Source organism: Anoxybacillus sp. LAT27 (assembly GCF_022030075.1).
GTDB lineage: Bacteria > Bacillota > Bacilli > Bacillales > Anoxybacillaceae > Anoxybacillus > Anoxybacillus kestanbolensis.
The window spans coordinates 34,364-48,954 of the sequence record NZ_JAIWYK010000071.1 but is presented as its reverse complement, the minus strand read 5'-3'; the positions used below and the strand labels follow the sequence as shown (position 1 = coordinate 48,954).

At 39.3% G+C, this 14,591-nt stretch carries 15 protein-coding genes; all 15 read right to left on the bottom strand.

The window, feature by feature from the left end; all coding sequences use genetic code 11:
* Positions 1 to 200: 200 nt before the first annotated feature.
* Positions 201 to 1,118 (bottom strand): aldo/keto reductase, encoded by a 918-nt coding sequence (locus tag LD028_RS07060; RefSeq protein ID WP_237811391.1) that lies wholly within the window; start codon positions 1,116 to 1,118, stop codon positions 201 to 203.
* Positions 1,119 to 1,290: 172 nt separating this feature from the next.
* Positions 1,291 to 2,058: a YhfC family intramembrane metalloprotease gene (locus LD028_RS07055; protein ID WP_237811390.1), complete on the bottom strand. Its 768-nt coding sequence runs from the start codon at positions 2,056 to 2,058 to the stop codon at positions 1,291 to 1,293.
* On the bottom strand, positions 2,055 to 2,681 hold the full coding sequence (locus LD028_RS07050) for an SdpI family protein (protein WP_237811389.1): 627 nt from the start codon (positions 2,679 to 2,681) through the stop codon (positions 2,055 to 2,057). Before LD028_RS07050 ends, LD028_RS07055 begins: the two co-directional genes overlap by 4 nt.
* The gene (locus tag LD028_RS07045) at positions 2,678 to 2,956 is read right to left on the bottom strand and encodes an autorepressor SdpR family transcription factor (protein ID WP_003397448.1); all 279 of its coding nucleotides are present in this window, start codon (positions 2,954 to 2,956) and stop codon (positions 2,678 to 2,680) included. The genes LD028_RS07050 and LD028_RS07045 overlap by 4 nt, the downstream gene beginning before the upstream one ends.
* A gap of 230 nt (positions 2,957 to 3,186) precedes the next feature.
* On the bottom strand, positions 3,187 to 4,509 hold the full coding sequence (locus LD028_RS07040) for a radical SAM/SPASM domain-containing protein (RefSeq protein ID WP_237811388.1): 1,323 nt from the start codon (positions 4,507 to 4,509) through the stop codon (positions 3,187 to 3,189).
* 202 nt (positions 4,510 to 4,711) lie between these two features.
* The gene (locus LD028_RS07035) at positions 4,712 to 5,029 is read right to left on the bottom strand and encodes a YbjQ family protein (RefSeq protein WP_237811387.1); all 318 of its coding nucleotides are present in this window, start codon (positions 5,027 to 5,029) and stop codon (positions 4,712 to 4,714) included.
* A gap of 21 nt (positions 5,030 to 5,050) precedes the next feature.
* Positions 5,051 to 5,362 carry a DMT family transporter gene (locus tag LD028_RS07030; RefSeq protein ID WP_237811386.1) on the bottom strand — a complete coding sequence of 104 codons (312 nt, stop codon included), beginning with the start codon at positions 5,360 to 5,362 and terminating at the stop codon, positions 5,051 to 5,053.
* Between the two features lie 8 nt (positions 5,363 to 5,370).
* The gene (locus tag LD028_RS07025) at positions 5,371 to 6,087 is read right to left on the bottom strand and encodes a glycerophosphodiester phosphodiesterase family protein (protein WP_237811385.1); all 717 of its coding nucleotides are present in this window, start codon (positions 6,085 to 6,087) and stop codon (positions 5,371 to 5,373) included.
* A 54-nt stretch (positions 6,088 to 6,141) separates the two neighbouring features.
* Positions 6,142 to 7,437, bottom strand: coding sequence for an ABC transporter substrate-binding protein (locus tag LD028_RS07020; RefSeq protein ID WP_255707195.1), 1,296 nt, complete (start codon positions 7,435 to 7,437; stop codon positions 6,142 to 6,144).
* Between the two features lie 39 nt (positions 7,438 to 7,476).
* Positions 7,477 to 8,289, bottom strand: a complete 813-nt coding sequence (locus LD028_RS07015; protein ID WP_237811383.1) for a carbohydrate ABC transporter permease — start codon at positions 8,287 to 8,289, stop codon at positions 7,477 to 7,479.
* A complete protein-coding gene (locus LD028_RS07010) occupies positions 8,286 to 9,164 on the bottom strand; it encodes a carbohydrate ABC transporter permease (RefSeq protein ID WP_237811382.1) in 879 nt (292 codons plus the stop codon). Before LD028_RS07010 ends, LD028_RS07015 begins: the two co-directional genes overlap by 4 nt.
* On the bottom strand, positions 9,136 to 10,242 hold the full coding sequence (locus LD028_RS07005; RefSeq protein WP_237811394.1) for an ABC transporter ATP-binding protein: 1,107 nt from the start codon (positions 10,240 to 10,242) through the stop codon (positions 9,136 to 9,138). Before LD028_RS07005 ends, LD028_RS07010 begins: the two co-directional genes overlap by 29 nt.
* Positions 10,233 to 10,799 carry a glycerol-3-phosphate responsive antiterminator gene (locus LD028_RS07000; protein ID WP_237811381.1) on the bottom strand — a complete coding sequence of 189 codons (567 nt, stop codon included), beginning with the start codon at positions 10,797 to 10,799 and terminating at the stop codon, positions 10,233 to 10,235. Before LD028_RS07000 ends, LD028_RS07005 begins: the two co-directional genes overlap by 10 nt.
* Before the next feature lie 213 nt (positions 10,800 to 11,012).
* Entirely contained in the window at positions 11,013 to 12,731 is a 1,719-nt protein-coding gene (gene cysI, locus LD028_RS06995) for an assimilatory sulfite reductase (NADPH) hemoprotein subunit (protein ID WP_237811393.1), read from the bottom strand.
* Positions 12,732 to 12,739: 8 nt separating this feature from the next.
* Complete coding sequence (locus tag LD028_RS06990) at positions 12,740 to 14,518, bottom strand: assimilatory sulfite reductase (NADPH) flavoprotein subunit (protein ID WP_237811380.1); 1,779 nt, start codon at positions 14,516 to 14,518, stop codon at positions 12,740 to 12,742.
* Between the last annotated feature and the right edge of the window lie 73 nt (positions 14,519 to 14,591).

Below are 14,591 nucleotides of genomic sequence, written 5' to 3'. Positions count from 1 at the left end.
CTGTTAAAGTCAATTTCATGTCCTCACCACCTTTCACTAATTTTATTTTATATTTTTTAGTGAAAAATAAAAAAAAAAAACGCATTCCTCCCCATGCTTGAAAGCAGGGGTTTCCTGCGTGATTAATCATGAAAATACGACAGAGCTTGAGCAATGAAAAAACACTTTTTCAGCAATCGCCAAAAAAGTGTTTTCGTCAATTACGGCAACCGATGACCTGCCGCACGGTAGATTTCGTACCATTCTTGTCGGGAGAGTTGCACATGGCTTGCTTGGCAAATGTCTTTTAAACGAGCAGAGTTTGTTGTGTCAACGATCACTTGCATGTTCGCTGGATGACGCAAAATCCAAGCGACAGCAATCGCTGACTTGCTTACTCCTTTTTCCTCCGCTAGCCGTCCGAGTACTTCATTGACTTCCGGAAATTGCTCGTTGTCAATGAACACTCCTTCAAAAAAGCCGTATTGGAACGGAGACCATGCTTGGATGGTGATATTTTTTAGGCGACAATATTCTAAAATATGTCCGTCGCGGTTCATTGCTCCGTCAAATAGCGTATTCGCTTGAATGCCGCTTGTCACTAAATTCGCATGCATAATACTGAATTGCATTTGGTTCGCGATAATCGGCTGTTTAACGTATGCTTGCAATAGCTCAATTTGCATACTATTGAAGTTACTCACCCCGAAATGCCGAACTTTTCCACTTTCATGTAAACGTTCAAACGCCTCTGCTACTTCTTCTAGTTCCATCAGCGTATCCGGTCGGTGTAAAAGCAACATGTCTAAATAATCGGTTTGAAGTCGCTTCAATATGCCGTCGACAGATGTTAAAATATGCTCTTTTGACAAGTCATAATAGCCATCACGAATCGAACATTTGCTTTGAATGTGGATGCGTTTGCGCAAATACGGTCGAGAAGCAAGCACTTCACCAAACAACTCTTCACAACGTCCTTTTCCGTAAATATCTGCATGGTCAAACATCGTAATTCCTGCCTCAATCGCTTCGTCTATATACCGCGATAGCTGAGAAACAGACATTCCCGAAATTCGCATGCACCCTAACACAATTTCTGAGGCTATTAGCCCAGAGTTACCAATGTTTATTTGTTTCATTTGTCCATCCTCCCTTTTTACTTTCGCTTTGAATCTGCTTCTATGGCGAACTGTGCTCCGATTAACTCAACAGCACATAAAATAAAAATATACAATATACCCATAAAATTCCCCTCCCTTATGCCTTTGACACGAGCATAAGGTATGAAACGCGTTTCGATGCAATATGTTTTTAAAATTTTTCTGCTATACGTCGAATGAAGACAAGTGAAGCGATTGCGAAAAAAGCAAAGATTGTTTCGATCACCCAAACATTCGAAATGATTTTCACTTGATATAACGCAGGGACTACATCAATTAACGTATGAATCAAAATCGCATACACCACATAACGAAATTGTCCTTTCCGAACCCCATATAAAACAAGAAGAGAAAGCGCAATATGGATTGCAATCGCAAACGTTCGCTCGATCCCCCCTAATACATACATCCAATCAGGCTGATTTAACATGGTTTTGAGCATCTCCACTTGTGTAGCAGGAAGAGAGGAAGCAATTTGCTCAAACTGACCTGTTTGCACGAGATGTGAAAGGATCATCATATTTATGGCACTAACCCCTCCAATGAGCACAGCTTCTATTCCTCCATGCCCTAAACCAAACGATAACCCATCTCCATACGTTCGGTTGTTTTTTAACATAAAACGAAATCCGACATATCTTCCCATCTCTTCAAATACTCCAGCTGCTAAAGCACCGTAAGCAACAAATGCCCAAACGTTATTTATTCCTTTTAACGACGTACCACTCGGATCAACGACAAGCATATGCACAACTTTCTCTAGCACTTGTGAAAATAAAACAAAAATAAGCAAACCGACACCAAACGCTTTCCAAGAAAGCCATCTCTTTTTTCTTCCATATATGACGAGTGCTAAAGGAACAATCAAAGAAAGAAACAATTGAACAGACGCCCCAACCAAACTGATCTCTCCCTTCATTGACGAGAAAAGATATACGACTGAACAAACAAATAAATCGTACCACCGAACACAATAATTAAGAGAAGAACAAAGCGCCACACACTTTCTACAAATATCGTCAGCATGACCAACACACCCATCATAACAAACACTTTTCCTCCGACACGATGCGTTTTTTGCCAAACCGTTTCATTATCTAACGTCCAAGGAGTGCGAATGCCGATAAAATAGTTTGGTTTGATTTTTGGCATATAATTGCCAAGGACAATAAATAAAACACCCACCCCGATAGGCACAACAATATCAACTTGCACAGAAAACCCAACATTATATGCGAGCGTCATCACATGTAGAATAACGAAAAAGATGACAAGCACATGTAAAAAAATGAGATATACGTTTTTAAATTTTTCGTAATTTTCTTTTCGTGGATCTATCTTTGGCAAATAAATAAGCAAAAAAGTAATACCGGTTAAGAAAAGTGGAAATAAAAGCGCCCCCCACCATTTGTTTGTAAAGCCGTCAGCTTCCCCTGCAGCATTCCAATGAATCGCTACTTCACTTGGCAAAAAAGGGATCGCTAATAAGCTCAATACATAGCTGCATGCAATGAGAATAATAATAAATAAGTGCTTTTTCATGATTCATCACCTTCTTTTTGTAATATGTCATAAAACCAGCTCATTAAATCTTGGAAAACAGTTGTGTTCAATGAGTAATAAATATGCTGACCAACCCGTCGATCTTCCACTAAATCGGCTTGTTTTAATATTTTTAAGTGATGGGAAACACTCGGCTTTTGCATATCGAAATGTTCAGCAATTTCCCCTGCTGTTAAATCTCCTTTTTTTAATAGTGATAAAATTTTCCTACGATTCGGATCAGCAATCGCTTTAAACGCCTCGTTAAATGACATTTTTTCACCCACTTTCTTTTAGATATTTAGACAAATTTCTAAATATAGTCCAAAAAAAATAGACGTTTAGATAAATTTCTAATTACATCATATCCCATTTTTATACGTCAGTCAATATACAAAAAGGAACCAAGGAAACCTTGATTCCTACTTCAAGTTACCAGGCACAGATTTAGACAATCGCCCTGTCGTAGAAGCGATCATTGGGGAAATGGCTGGTCGTACGATTTTCATTCGATCACCTCCTTTTCTTGACGATAAATAAGTTGCAACACTTGCTTTATTTTTCTTTTTTCATATGGGCATGGTCGCTTTCCTTTTCTTATACGATACTGTGGGCAATGATTTCCTTGACACGCTGGTCGAAAGAAACAAGATTGGCATACCTCGTCTTGTTCTTCACCGGATGTCACCCATAACGCAAAGCGATCATAGTCAATGTGTGTTGTTCCATCTTCACGAAGTTGACCAACATGATTATATGACTCATTTAAAAAACATGTACATTTATACAATTGTCCATCTGTTCCAACTACAAACGAATGAGGCTTTGCCGCATAACAAACCGCTCCCCCAGGCATAAGCGTCGCCTCAATGATCTTGCTCATCGAAAGTCCTTGTTTTATCCCTCGTTCGGTCAGCTCCCATATTTTTCTTTCAGCTGTACGATCGTCGCAGATTGGTAAATGATCATCATTCTTCCCACCCCATTTTCCAACCGGTCGACAAAACAGCTGAAACCGCTGATCTCCCGAAAACTCACGTGATAAGTCGGTTAAAAAAGAAGGAATATCATCTAAGTTTGCCTCATCAAAATTTAGGCGGAGATAAATATCAAATGATTCATGCAACGTGCGAATATCACGTAAATTTTGTATGATTGTATCATATGTACCTTGCCCATTTGCTAGAAAGCGACGAGAGTCGTGGACGCTTTTCATTCCATCAATTGTAATCATAAAGCGACGCACGTGATAACGTAACAGTTGCTGCATTGTTTCTTTTGACAAGTAATAGCCATTTGTCGAGATGTCCGCTTCATACGTCACACCATATCGTTCAGCTAAAGAAATGATCCACTCACTTAGTTCTTGAATAATATTAAACGCCAATAACGGTTCCCCGCCAAACCAACTAACTGTTAAATGTTGCAATCGCGCCATTTTTTGTTTTAAAAAGCGTTTGAGCCCTTCTACTATTTCGCGCTTCATCTGTCCACGAGAGAAATCTTGATAACAATATGTACAGCGAAAATTACATGCTTCCGTTGGTAAAATAATTAAGTGCATCACATCTGTCCGATGCATAGAAGCGTGTAAAAATTGCGCTCGTCGTTTTTCATCTGTTTGTTCTGGAACTAGAAATCCACACTGTATGAGCGTTTGACAAACATCAGATTGCTCATTTTCTATCCCTGTTCGCAGTACACGCAATACTTCCATCTTTTCTCTTTCATCAACCGATATAACAGCACCTGTATAACTATTGTAAATAATTACTTCACCTGAATCGGTGTGTGAGATCGCATTAAATCGTGAAGGGACCCATCTCATTTCATTCACCCTCCTCATTTCATTTTTAAAAAAAACAATCTCTACTTCTGTTACGTAAATCACAATCATTATTGTAAAAAATATATGCAAGCTAAATTTCGTTAACCATTGAACATTACATGTCAGTTTTTCGACAAAAGTTTGAATATCTTTCGTGTAAAGTAAAAAGAAGAAGCTGCTCGAGCTTCTTCTTACATCCCTACTATTCCTTCAACTTCACCGCTGTACCTGTCGCAATGCACATCATCATTCCGTCGCGCAACGTTTCAAAATCAAGATCGACGCCGATCACTGCATTTGCTCCCATATTGCGCGCCTTTTTTACCATTTCTTGCACGGCCATCTCCCGTCCCTCAGCTAACTTACTTTCATATGTCCCACTTCGACCGCCAATAATGTCGGTAATGCTCGCTAAAAAATCGCGGACAACGTTAGCTCCTAAAATGATCTCACCAGACACTAAGCCGAGATATTGCTCAATTTGTTTTCCTTCAATGCTATTTGTTGTTGTAACGATCATGTAAATGACTCCTTCCCTTATTTAATTTGTTTTTAATAAAACAACACCTACAATAACGAATGCAATTCCCACGATCTTTTTGACACTTATCATTTCATGAAACAAAAATAAACCTATGAAGGTAATACATACAATACCTAGTCCTGACCAAATAGCATAAGCGATAGAGACATCGATTCCTTTTAAAGTCATAGCAAGAGATGTAAAACTCAATCCGTAGCAAACAAACATAATAATTGTCGCCCATATGTTCGTAAGTCCATCCGACCATTTCATCGCAGTTGTTCCGATGACTTCAAAAATAATTGCAACAAATAAATATAGCCAATACATTTTTTTATTCATCCCTTAATCATATGATTAGGAAAATCAGTCATAACCGCCTTTACATCTCGGTTAATCAATTCATTAAGTAAAAACTTATCATTTACTGTATATACACAAATCTCCACCTTTTTACTAGCTTCTTCCCCCTTCTGGGACATTAAGAAATTCCAGTCCCCATGAATTTCTTTTACATTAATCGCATAAGCAAAATCCAACACATCGCATTGAGAACCTTCCACTAACATCGCTTTGTTAACATGTGGATCAAGCTGATGAATTCTGTATAAACTTCCAATAGAAAAGGATGAACAAACTATGTGATGTCTCCATGATCGATACGAATGTAATAAAGTGAGCAATTTCTCTTCCATACGATCATAGTTAATTATACCATTTTTTAACTCGATATTCAAAATGATTGCTCTTTCTTGGTCAGATAGCCAATCCAAAACTTCTGCTAACGCTGGAATTCGTTCTCCCGCAAAACGCGGATGAAACCAGCTCCCAGCATCTAGTTGACGAAGCTGACGAAATGAAAAATCTTTTACATACCCTATCCCATCTGTTGTTCGTTCTATACACTCATCGTGAATAACAACTAATTCCCCATCTTTAGTCATTTGGATATCTAATTCTATGCCGTCTACCCCTAGCTCATATGCTCGCTGGAAAGAAATCATTGTATTTTCTGGATACTCCCCACTAAATCCTCGATGAGCATAAATATACATGATTGTTCTACTCCTTTCATAATGAAAGGATGCCCTAGTGGACACCCTTCCTATTTATCGTTTTTTTGCCATTTCTAATTCTCGATTGACCTCATTAGCTGCTTGTTCAAGCGCTTGTTTTGGTTCAACACCTTGATATAAACTTTCCATAGCACTAACAATACGCTGACGCGCTTGTGGAAAAACAGAGATTAATGCTCCTTGAGTCGCTGGTGTAGCCTTCGTTTCTTTCAATTGGTTTACTGTTACTTTAAGCTGTGGGTATTTTTCCCACTGTTCTTTCACAAGCGGTAGATCATAAGCTGCTGGATTCACTGCAAAATACCCCGTATAAACGTGCCATTTCGCTTGTACTTCTGGAGTCGTCACGTATTTCATAAATTCCCATGCCGCTTTTTTCTTCGCATCATCTACATCTTTCATTAACCATAATGACGCTCCTCCAATAATAACACCTTGTCTTTCGACACCATCTGGAACTGGCAAATAAGACACTCCCACTTCGAACGGCGCATGATCAACAATCGTCCTTACCCCTGCAGAAGAATCTAAATACATGGCCATTTTTCCAGATTGGAAAGCTGCACGCATATCATCCCAGTTTTGACCAACATTATAGAATGTTCCTTCTTTATACATATCATAAATAAGTTGAAATACACGCAATCCTTCTTCTTCATTAAACTTTACTGCTGTTGCTTCTCCCTTTCTCCCATTTTCTTCATTCACATAAAGACCACCTTGTACAGCTAACATTTGTTCAAAAAACCAACCATAATTTAAGATTGAAAAACCATATCTACCATCTTTTGTTAATAATCGAGCCGCTGATTTTAGTTCACTATATGTCATTGGTGGTTTTTCAGGATCTAAACCCGCTTCCTTAAAAGCATCTTTATTATAAATAAGTACAGGGGTCGATGAATTGAATGGCATTGAGTAAATTTTTCCATTCACCGTATAGTAATTCACGATGTTTTTCTCCCATTGCGATACGTCATATCCTTCTTGATCAATTAACGTTTGGACAGGTTCAATTTTCCCACTTTCAATCATATATTTTGTCCCTATTTCGAATGTTTGCATAATGGTCGGTGAATCTTTTGTTCCAGCGACAGCATTAAATTTTGTCAACGCTTCTTCATACGTACCTTGAAATACTGGTTTCACCTCAATTTCTGTTTGTGATGCATTGAAATCATTCACAATTTCATTTAACGCTTTTTCTAAATCTCCACTCATCGCATGCCAAAAAATCACTTCTGTCTTTGGTGATGATTGCTCCTTTTGCACTTGTGATGCTGTTTCTTCATTGCTATCGCTACATCCTGTTAAAGTTGTCGCTAACATAAATGCATATATCCATTTCTTCACAATACTTCCCCCTCATTACTTAATTGCTCCTTGCATCAAACCTTTTTGTAATTGCTTCTGTCCAACAAACAATAAAAGTAACGTCGGTAAAATAACAATCACAACCGCAGCCATCACCACCCCCCATTCTGTCGCCATTTCTTGCGTTTGCATTTGTTTTAATCCAATTTGAACAGTTCGCACACGTTCATCGTTCGTTACAAGAAGTGGCCACAAGTACATATTCCATGTTGTTAGAAAACTATAAATTCCTAATGTAGTTAAACTTGTTTTTGCCAGAGGCAAAACAACATACCAGAAAAAGCGGAAATGCTTTATTCCTGACATTTGTGCCGCTTCGTACAGCTCAAATGGAATAGTTTTGAAATGCTGACGCAACAAAAATATACCGAAAGCTAAAGCGAAAAACGGAATTGTTAAACCAAAATAATTATTGGTCCATCCTAAAGTCTGAACAGTTAAATAGTTTGGAATAACTGTTGCCTCCCACGGAACAAGCATCGTTGTAATTGTTAAAAAAAATAGTATATTTCTCCCCGGAAAACGTAGAAAGACAAAGGCATATGCTGCCAAACTAGAGACGATTAGCTGTCCAATCATTACAATGAATGAAACTAGAAAACTGTTCCACAAATATTTCGCCAACGGAACTTTTTCAAATGCAACGATATAGTTTCGAAAAGACCAATCGTTTGGCCACCATTTTCCTTGTAAAAGTTCAGCACCAGTTAGAAAACTAATGAGAAATGCATACATCATTGGAAACATCAAAATGATGGCACAAACAGCTAACATAGCATACAAAATGATTTTTTTTAGAAGGGTCATTGATAATGCACCTTCCTTTCAACAAGTGCAAATTGTAAAAACGTCACAATTAACACGATCAAAAATAATACTACTGCTTGAGCACTTGCAAATCCGAAATTATAATTGATAAACGCTTCCCGATAAATGGAGTAAACGAGTACAGTGGTTGCATTCATAGGGCCACCTTTTGTTAAAATATCGATTTGTCCAAACGTTTGAAAAGAATGAATAAGCGAAACAGTCACAACGAAAAATAAAGTCGGCGATAATAACGGAATAGTAATGCGCCATAGTTGATACATGTGGCTGATTCCTAAAACATTTGCATTTTCATATAATGTGACGTCAATACTTTGAAGTCCACCTAATAAAATTAAAAAAGCAAATCCAATATTCATCCAAACTGTTGCAATGGCAACCGCAATTAAAGCTGTATCAGGATGGAGTAGCCACTGGCGCTCTTCCCCGCCAAACGAGACAATCAGTTTGTTTATGATTCCTACCGCAGGATTGTACATGAACATCCAAATGACAGAAGATGCTGCCACACTCATTCCTAACGTTGAAGAAAAACATGTACGGAACAACTGTATCCCCCTTAGTTTTTCATTTGCTAGAAGAGCTAAGAAAAAAGAAATGATTACTGTTGGAGGAACAGTGTATAACACAAACAAAAACGTTGCTTTCATACTTTCTTTGAAATTTCGATCTTCTAGTAAGTGATGAAAATGTTCTAATCCGACATACGTCGTTGGGTTTCCTTGGAAATCAGTCATGTGTAAACTCAAATAACCTGTGCGAACCATTGGGTAAAAAACAAAAACTGAGAATAAAAGGAGAGAAGGAAAAGTATATAAAACCCCTTCAATAGTTCGTTTCATTGTACGTGGCATGTTTATCCCCCTCTCTCTCTATTCTTTTCCCTTCTTCATCAAAGAATAGAACGTGCTCGTCATCAATTGAAATACGTACTTGTTGACCTACTTCAATCGGATGCTGACCATGCCAGCGAGCGACCCATTCATCGTGTTCTGTTAGCTTTAATGTAACAAGTGTTTCTGTGCCTAACCGTTCAACATGTGTGACTGGTAATAATACATGTGGTTCATGTGCATGTGCAAGTCTAATGTGTTCTGGTCGAACACCAATCGTTCCATGTCTATTGTCCATTCGCACGTGATGAGCAATCTTCACAATCCATTCTTGTTGTAATAAAAATAAATCGTTTAACTTATGTACTTTTGCCATATTCATTGGGGGAGAGCCAATAAATGAAGCAACAAATGTATTGCTCGGACTGTTGTATACATGCAGTGGTTTTCCAATTTGTTGGATCCGCCCGTCATATAAAATCATCATCCGATCAGCCATAGTCATTGCTTCAATCTGATCATGTGTCACGTAGATCACCGTCATACCGAGTTGACGTTGCAATTGACGAATATATGAACGCATATGTGTTCGCAATTTTGCATCTAAATTTGATAATGGTTCATCCATTAGGCAAATCGGTTTTTGAGAAACAATAGCTCGCGCAAGCGCTACTCGCTGTCTTTGTCCACCTGACAGATAACGAGGTTTCTTTTGAAGATAGTCAGTTAAACCTAACATTTCAGCTACATCTTTACAACGTCTTCTCTTCTCTTCCTTTGACAATTTCGCAGTATGCAGCCCTAGCATTATGTTATTTTCAACAGTTAAATGTGGATATAACGCATAGTTTTGAAACACCATAGATATATATCGTTCGCTCGGTGGCGTATTGTTCATTTCTTTACCTGCTATTTTTAATTGTCCATTTGTAATATGCTCTAAACCTGCAATCATACGTAACAATGTGCTTTTCCCACACCCTGACGGACCAACAAGAACAAAAAATTCCCCCTCTTGAATTTGTACACTTATATCATGAAGAACAAATGTTTTTCCATCGTAAGATTTACTTACATTTCTCAATTCAATCATCGTAATCCCTCTTTCTCAGCTATTTTCCATAATGCTGGATTTCCCGTCGATACAGCTTGTGCCCCTTTTTGCAATGCTTCAATCATTTGATCTCGGTTTTGAATTAATCCCCCTGTAATAACTGGAATATTTATTTGCTTCACTAAATGCTCAACCATGTCAGGTACAATGCCAGGCATAACTTCAAGCGCATCTGGCATCACTTGTTGAATGGTTTGTAGTCCATTTTCAACCGCATCTGTATCTACTAAAAATAAACGTTGAATCGTCCATAGCTTCTCCTTTTTCGCTAACTGAATTAACGTGCTTTTTGTCGAAACAATTCCGTGTGGTTGAACAAATTTTGCTAAAAATTGTAGTCCTTCTTTGTCATAACTAATACCCGGTATTTTTTCGATGTGCACAAATACATAACGATCATGAGCTTTTAACAACTCAACGTACCTTTTAATGACACTAATTGTACCGGTTTGTAGTAGCGCTGTTCTCCACTTCGTTTGTAAAAATAGCTCCATATGCTTCGGTTGCTTAATTGCCGCAATAAATTGATCTTGTAAAAACATACAAACTTCCTCCTTGTAAACAAAAAGAAACCGAACACAACGGCAGAATGACATATCCACGCTGTTGTTACGGTTTCTCCTTTTCTCCACCTTTTTTATTCACTTTTCTGATTTTGATTTTAATCCTCTTTTGTTAATACAATATTGTATAAACTTTAATATATTGTAAAAAAATCGACTTCCTGCTTTGGAAGCCGATTTTTTAATAATTTTTTAATCATGAAAGTTCGTTCCATCTGTTACTTCTTTTACGATACCGACGCGAATGACAAAGTCGCCAAAACGTTCACCATCAAAGCGTTCTTTTGCATAACGAGAAAGAAGCATACGAAGTTCAGATAAAATTTCTTTTTCTCCGATATTTTCCCGATACAATTTTCCAAGACGACTGCCGTCAAACGCTGCACCGAGATACATATTATATTTACCGACGGATTTGCCGATAAATGCAATTTCTCCAAGCACATGACGGGCACAACCGTTCGGACAGCCGGTCATGCGAATCGTGATTTCTTCGTCGTGAAGCCCGTTTTCTTCGACAATTTCCTCAATTTTATCAATGAGTGTCGGCAAGTATCTCTCCGCTTCTGCCATCGCTAGTCCGCATGTTGGCAACGCCACACAGGCGAGCGAGTTACGGCGAAGAGCACTATAATGTTTCCCATCTGTTAATTTGTATTGCTTAATAAGCGTATCAATTTCTTCTTTTTTCTCACTTGGCACATTGGCGATGACTAAGTTTTGGTTCGCAGTCAAGCGAAAATCGCCCGTATGAACTTTCGCAATTTCTCGCAAGCCTGTCATTAACAAATAATCATCCGTATCTTTCACTCGACCACCTTCGACAAATAGGGTAAAATGCCATGTTCCGTTTACCCCTTCAACCCAGCCGTAGCGATCGCCATTATGTTCAAAATGATACGGGCGCGCTTCTTCTAGCTCAAAGCCGAGCCGGCGCTCTAATTCTGCTTTGACAGCTTCAAGACCTAACCGATCAATCGTATATTTAAAACGGGCGTGTTTTCGTACGGAGCGATTGCCGTAATCGCGCTGAATCGTGACAACTTTTTCCGCCACATCAATGACTTGTTCAGGTTTACAAAAACCGATCACCTTTGCTAGCTGTGGATATGTCGTACGGTCGCCATGCGTCATTCCCATTCCACCGCCGATCGCCACGTTAAAACCAACGAGCTTTCCTTGTTCAACAATAGCGATAAAACCAAGGTCTTGCGAAAACACGTCGACATCGTTTGACGGTGGAACAGCGATACCAATTTTAAATTTCCGCGGCAAGTACAGCGCTCCGTAAATCGGCTCTTGCTCTATTTCTGGTGTACCGGCCACTTTTTCTTCATCCAACCAAATTTCGTAATATGCTCTTGTTTGTGGCAATAAATGGTCACTTAACATTTTTGCCCATTCATACACTTCCGCATGTATTTCTGACTGGTACGGATTCGGGTTACACATGACGTTTCGGTTCACGTCACCACAAGCTGCCAACGTTGTAAGCAGAGCATCGTTAATCGCTTGTAGCGTTTTTTTCATATTCCATTTCAATACGCCATGAAACTGAAACGCTTGCCGTGTTGTAAGCTTTAATGTCCCGTTGGCGTATTTTCTTGCTAGTTCATCCATCGCAAGCCACTGTTCTGGTGTTGCTACTCCGCCTGGCGTACGAACGCGAATCATAAATTGATATGCAGGTTCTAACTTCTGTTTTTGCCGTTCTGCTCTTAAATCACGATCATCTTGTAAATAGCTGCCATGAAATTTCATTAACCGGTTATCATCTTCTGGAATACCGGCAGTAATACGATCTTCCATCGTTTCTTTCAACGTTCCGCGCAAATAATTGCTTTCTTGTTTAATGCGCTCGACATCGCTTGGCGGTCCATCTGGTGCAGTTAATACAAACTTTTCCACAATCATCCCCCCTAATATACGTCGCGTTGGTATCGTTTTTGTTGTTGCATATCAGCGATATACGCTTCTGCTTGTTCTCGCGTCATATTCCCTTCTTGAGCAATAATATGAATAAGCGTTTCATGAACGTCGCGCGCCATACGTTGTTTGTCACCGCAAACATAAACAACCGCTCCGTCTTGTAACCATCGGAATAATTGTTTACTTTGCTCGATCATGCGATGTTGCACGTACACTTTTTTATCCGTATCGCGTGAAAACGCAACATCCATTTTTGTCAACACACCATTTTTCAACCAAGCTTGCCATTCTGTTTGATAAAGGAAGTCGGTCACGAAATGTTGGTCACCAAAAAACAGCCATGACTTTCCTTTTGCACCAATCGCCTCACGCTCTTGCAAAAAGCTGCGGAACGGCGCAACCCCTGTACCTGGTCCAATCATAATAATTGGTGTATTCGCATCTTTCGGCAGTTTAAAGTTCGGATTGTGATGGATAAACACCGGAAGTTTATCGCCAATGTGCAGGCGCTCCGCACAAAACGTTGAACAAACTCCTTTCCGCAAACGTCCGTGCGCTTCGTAACGAACGGCACCAACGGTAATATGCACTTCTTCTGGATATGCCGCTAAACTGCTTGCGATTGAATAAAAACGGGGTTGCAGCTTCCGTAGAGAAGACACAAACTGCTCCGGTGTCATCTCCCACGGGCCGAACTCACGGAGAACATCCAATACATCGCGTCCTTTTATATATTCTTTTCGCTTCGCTTCTTGTTCAGCAGAAAGAAGTGCGTGAAAATCGGGACTACGTGAAAATGAAGCAAGCGATTGCAATAATTGCTCGGTTAACACCGTAATTTCTAATCGGGAAAGCAGCACTTCGCGTAACGGTTCTTCTTTTCCTTCAACAGAAACCGGTGTGTCTGGATTCCATTTCATTTCTTGAATAATGAGATCGACAAGTTCTGGATCGTTTTTCGGAAAAATACCAAGCGCATCGCCTGGTTCAAATACCAATCCTGAACCTTCGAGCGATAATTCAATATGACGTGTTTCTTTATTTGAACCGCGTCCGTTTAAGTTAATATTTTCTAACACTTCTGCTTGAAACGGATGCTTTCGTGAATAAAGCGCCGTTGGCTGTACTTGTGCAGATGGCGTTGCGACGACGGAAAAGGATCCTTGCTTATTTAATTCGTTCAACACGCCATCAAGCCATTTTGTTGCTGACTCTTCATAATCAACGTCACAGTCGACACGTTCATATAAACGCGTTCCACCTAATTCTTCTAATCGTTTATCAAAATCTTTTCCCGTCTTACAAAAATGTTCATACGACGTATCGCCAAGCGCCAATACAGAAAAACGAAGATGATCAAGTTTTGGTGCGCGCTTGCTATGAAGAAATTCGTAAAACGATAAAGCATTATCTGGGGGCTCTCCTTCTCCATATGTGCTAACGACAATGAGTAATGTGTCAATTTTTTTTAATTCGTTTGGCTTAAAATCAAGCATCGAGGAAACGGTGACATGGAACCCACGATTTTTAAGCGTTTCTCCTACTTTTTCCGCTAGTTTTTGCGCGTTTCCTGTTTGCGACCCGTAAAGAACGGTTACTTCTTTTGATACTGGGGCTTCTTGCTGTGCCGTTACACCGATCATCTCAGTAGCAGCTAAGTAGCCGCTCAACCAAAGCTTTTGTGCTGACGTTAATGTCGGCCAAAGCTGATTAAGGAGTTCAACTTGTTTTTCATTAAATGGACTGTTTGTCACTTGAAATGGCAACATGTTTCACCTCTCATTTTTTACTATTCCTATCAATCAAGTATGTTTTATTTGACTTTACCGCAAAAAATAAAAT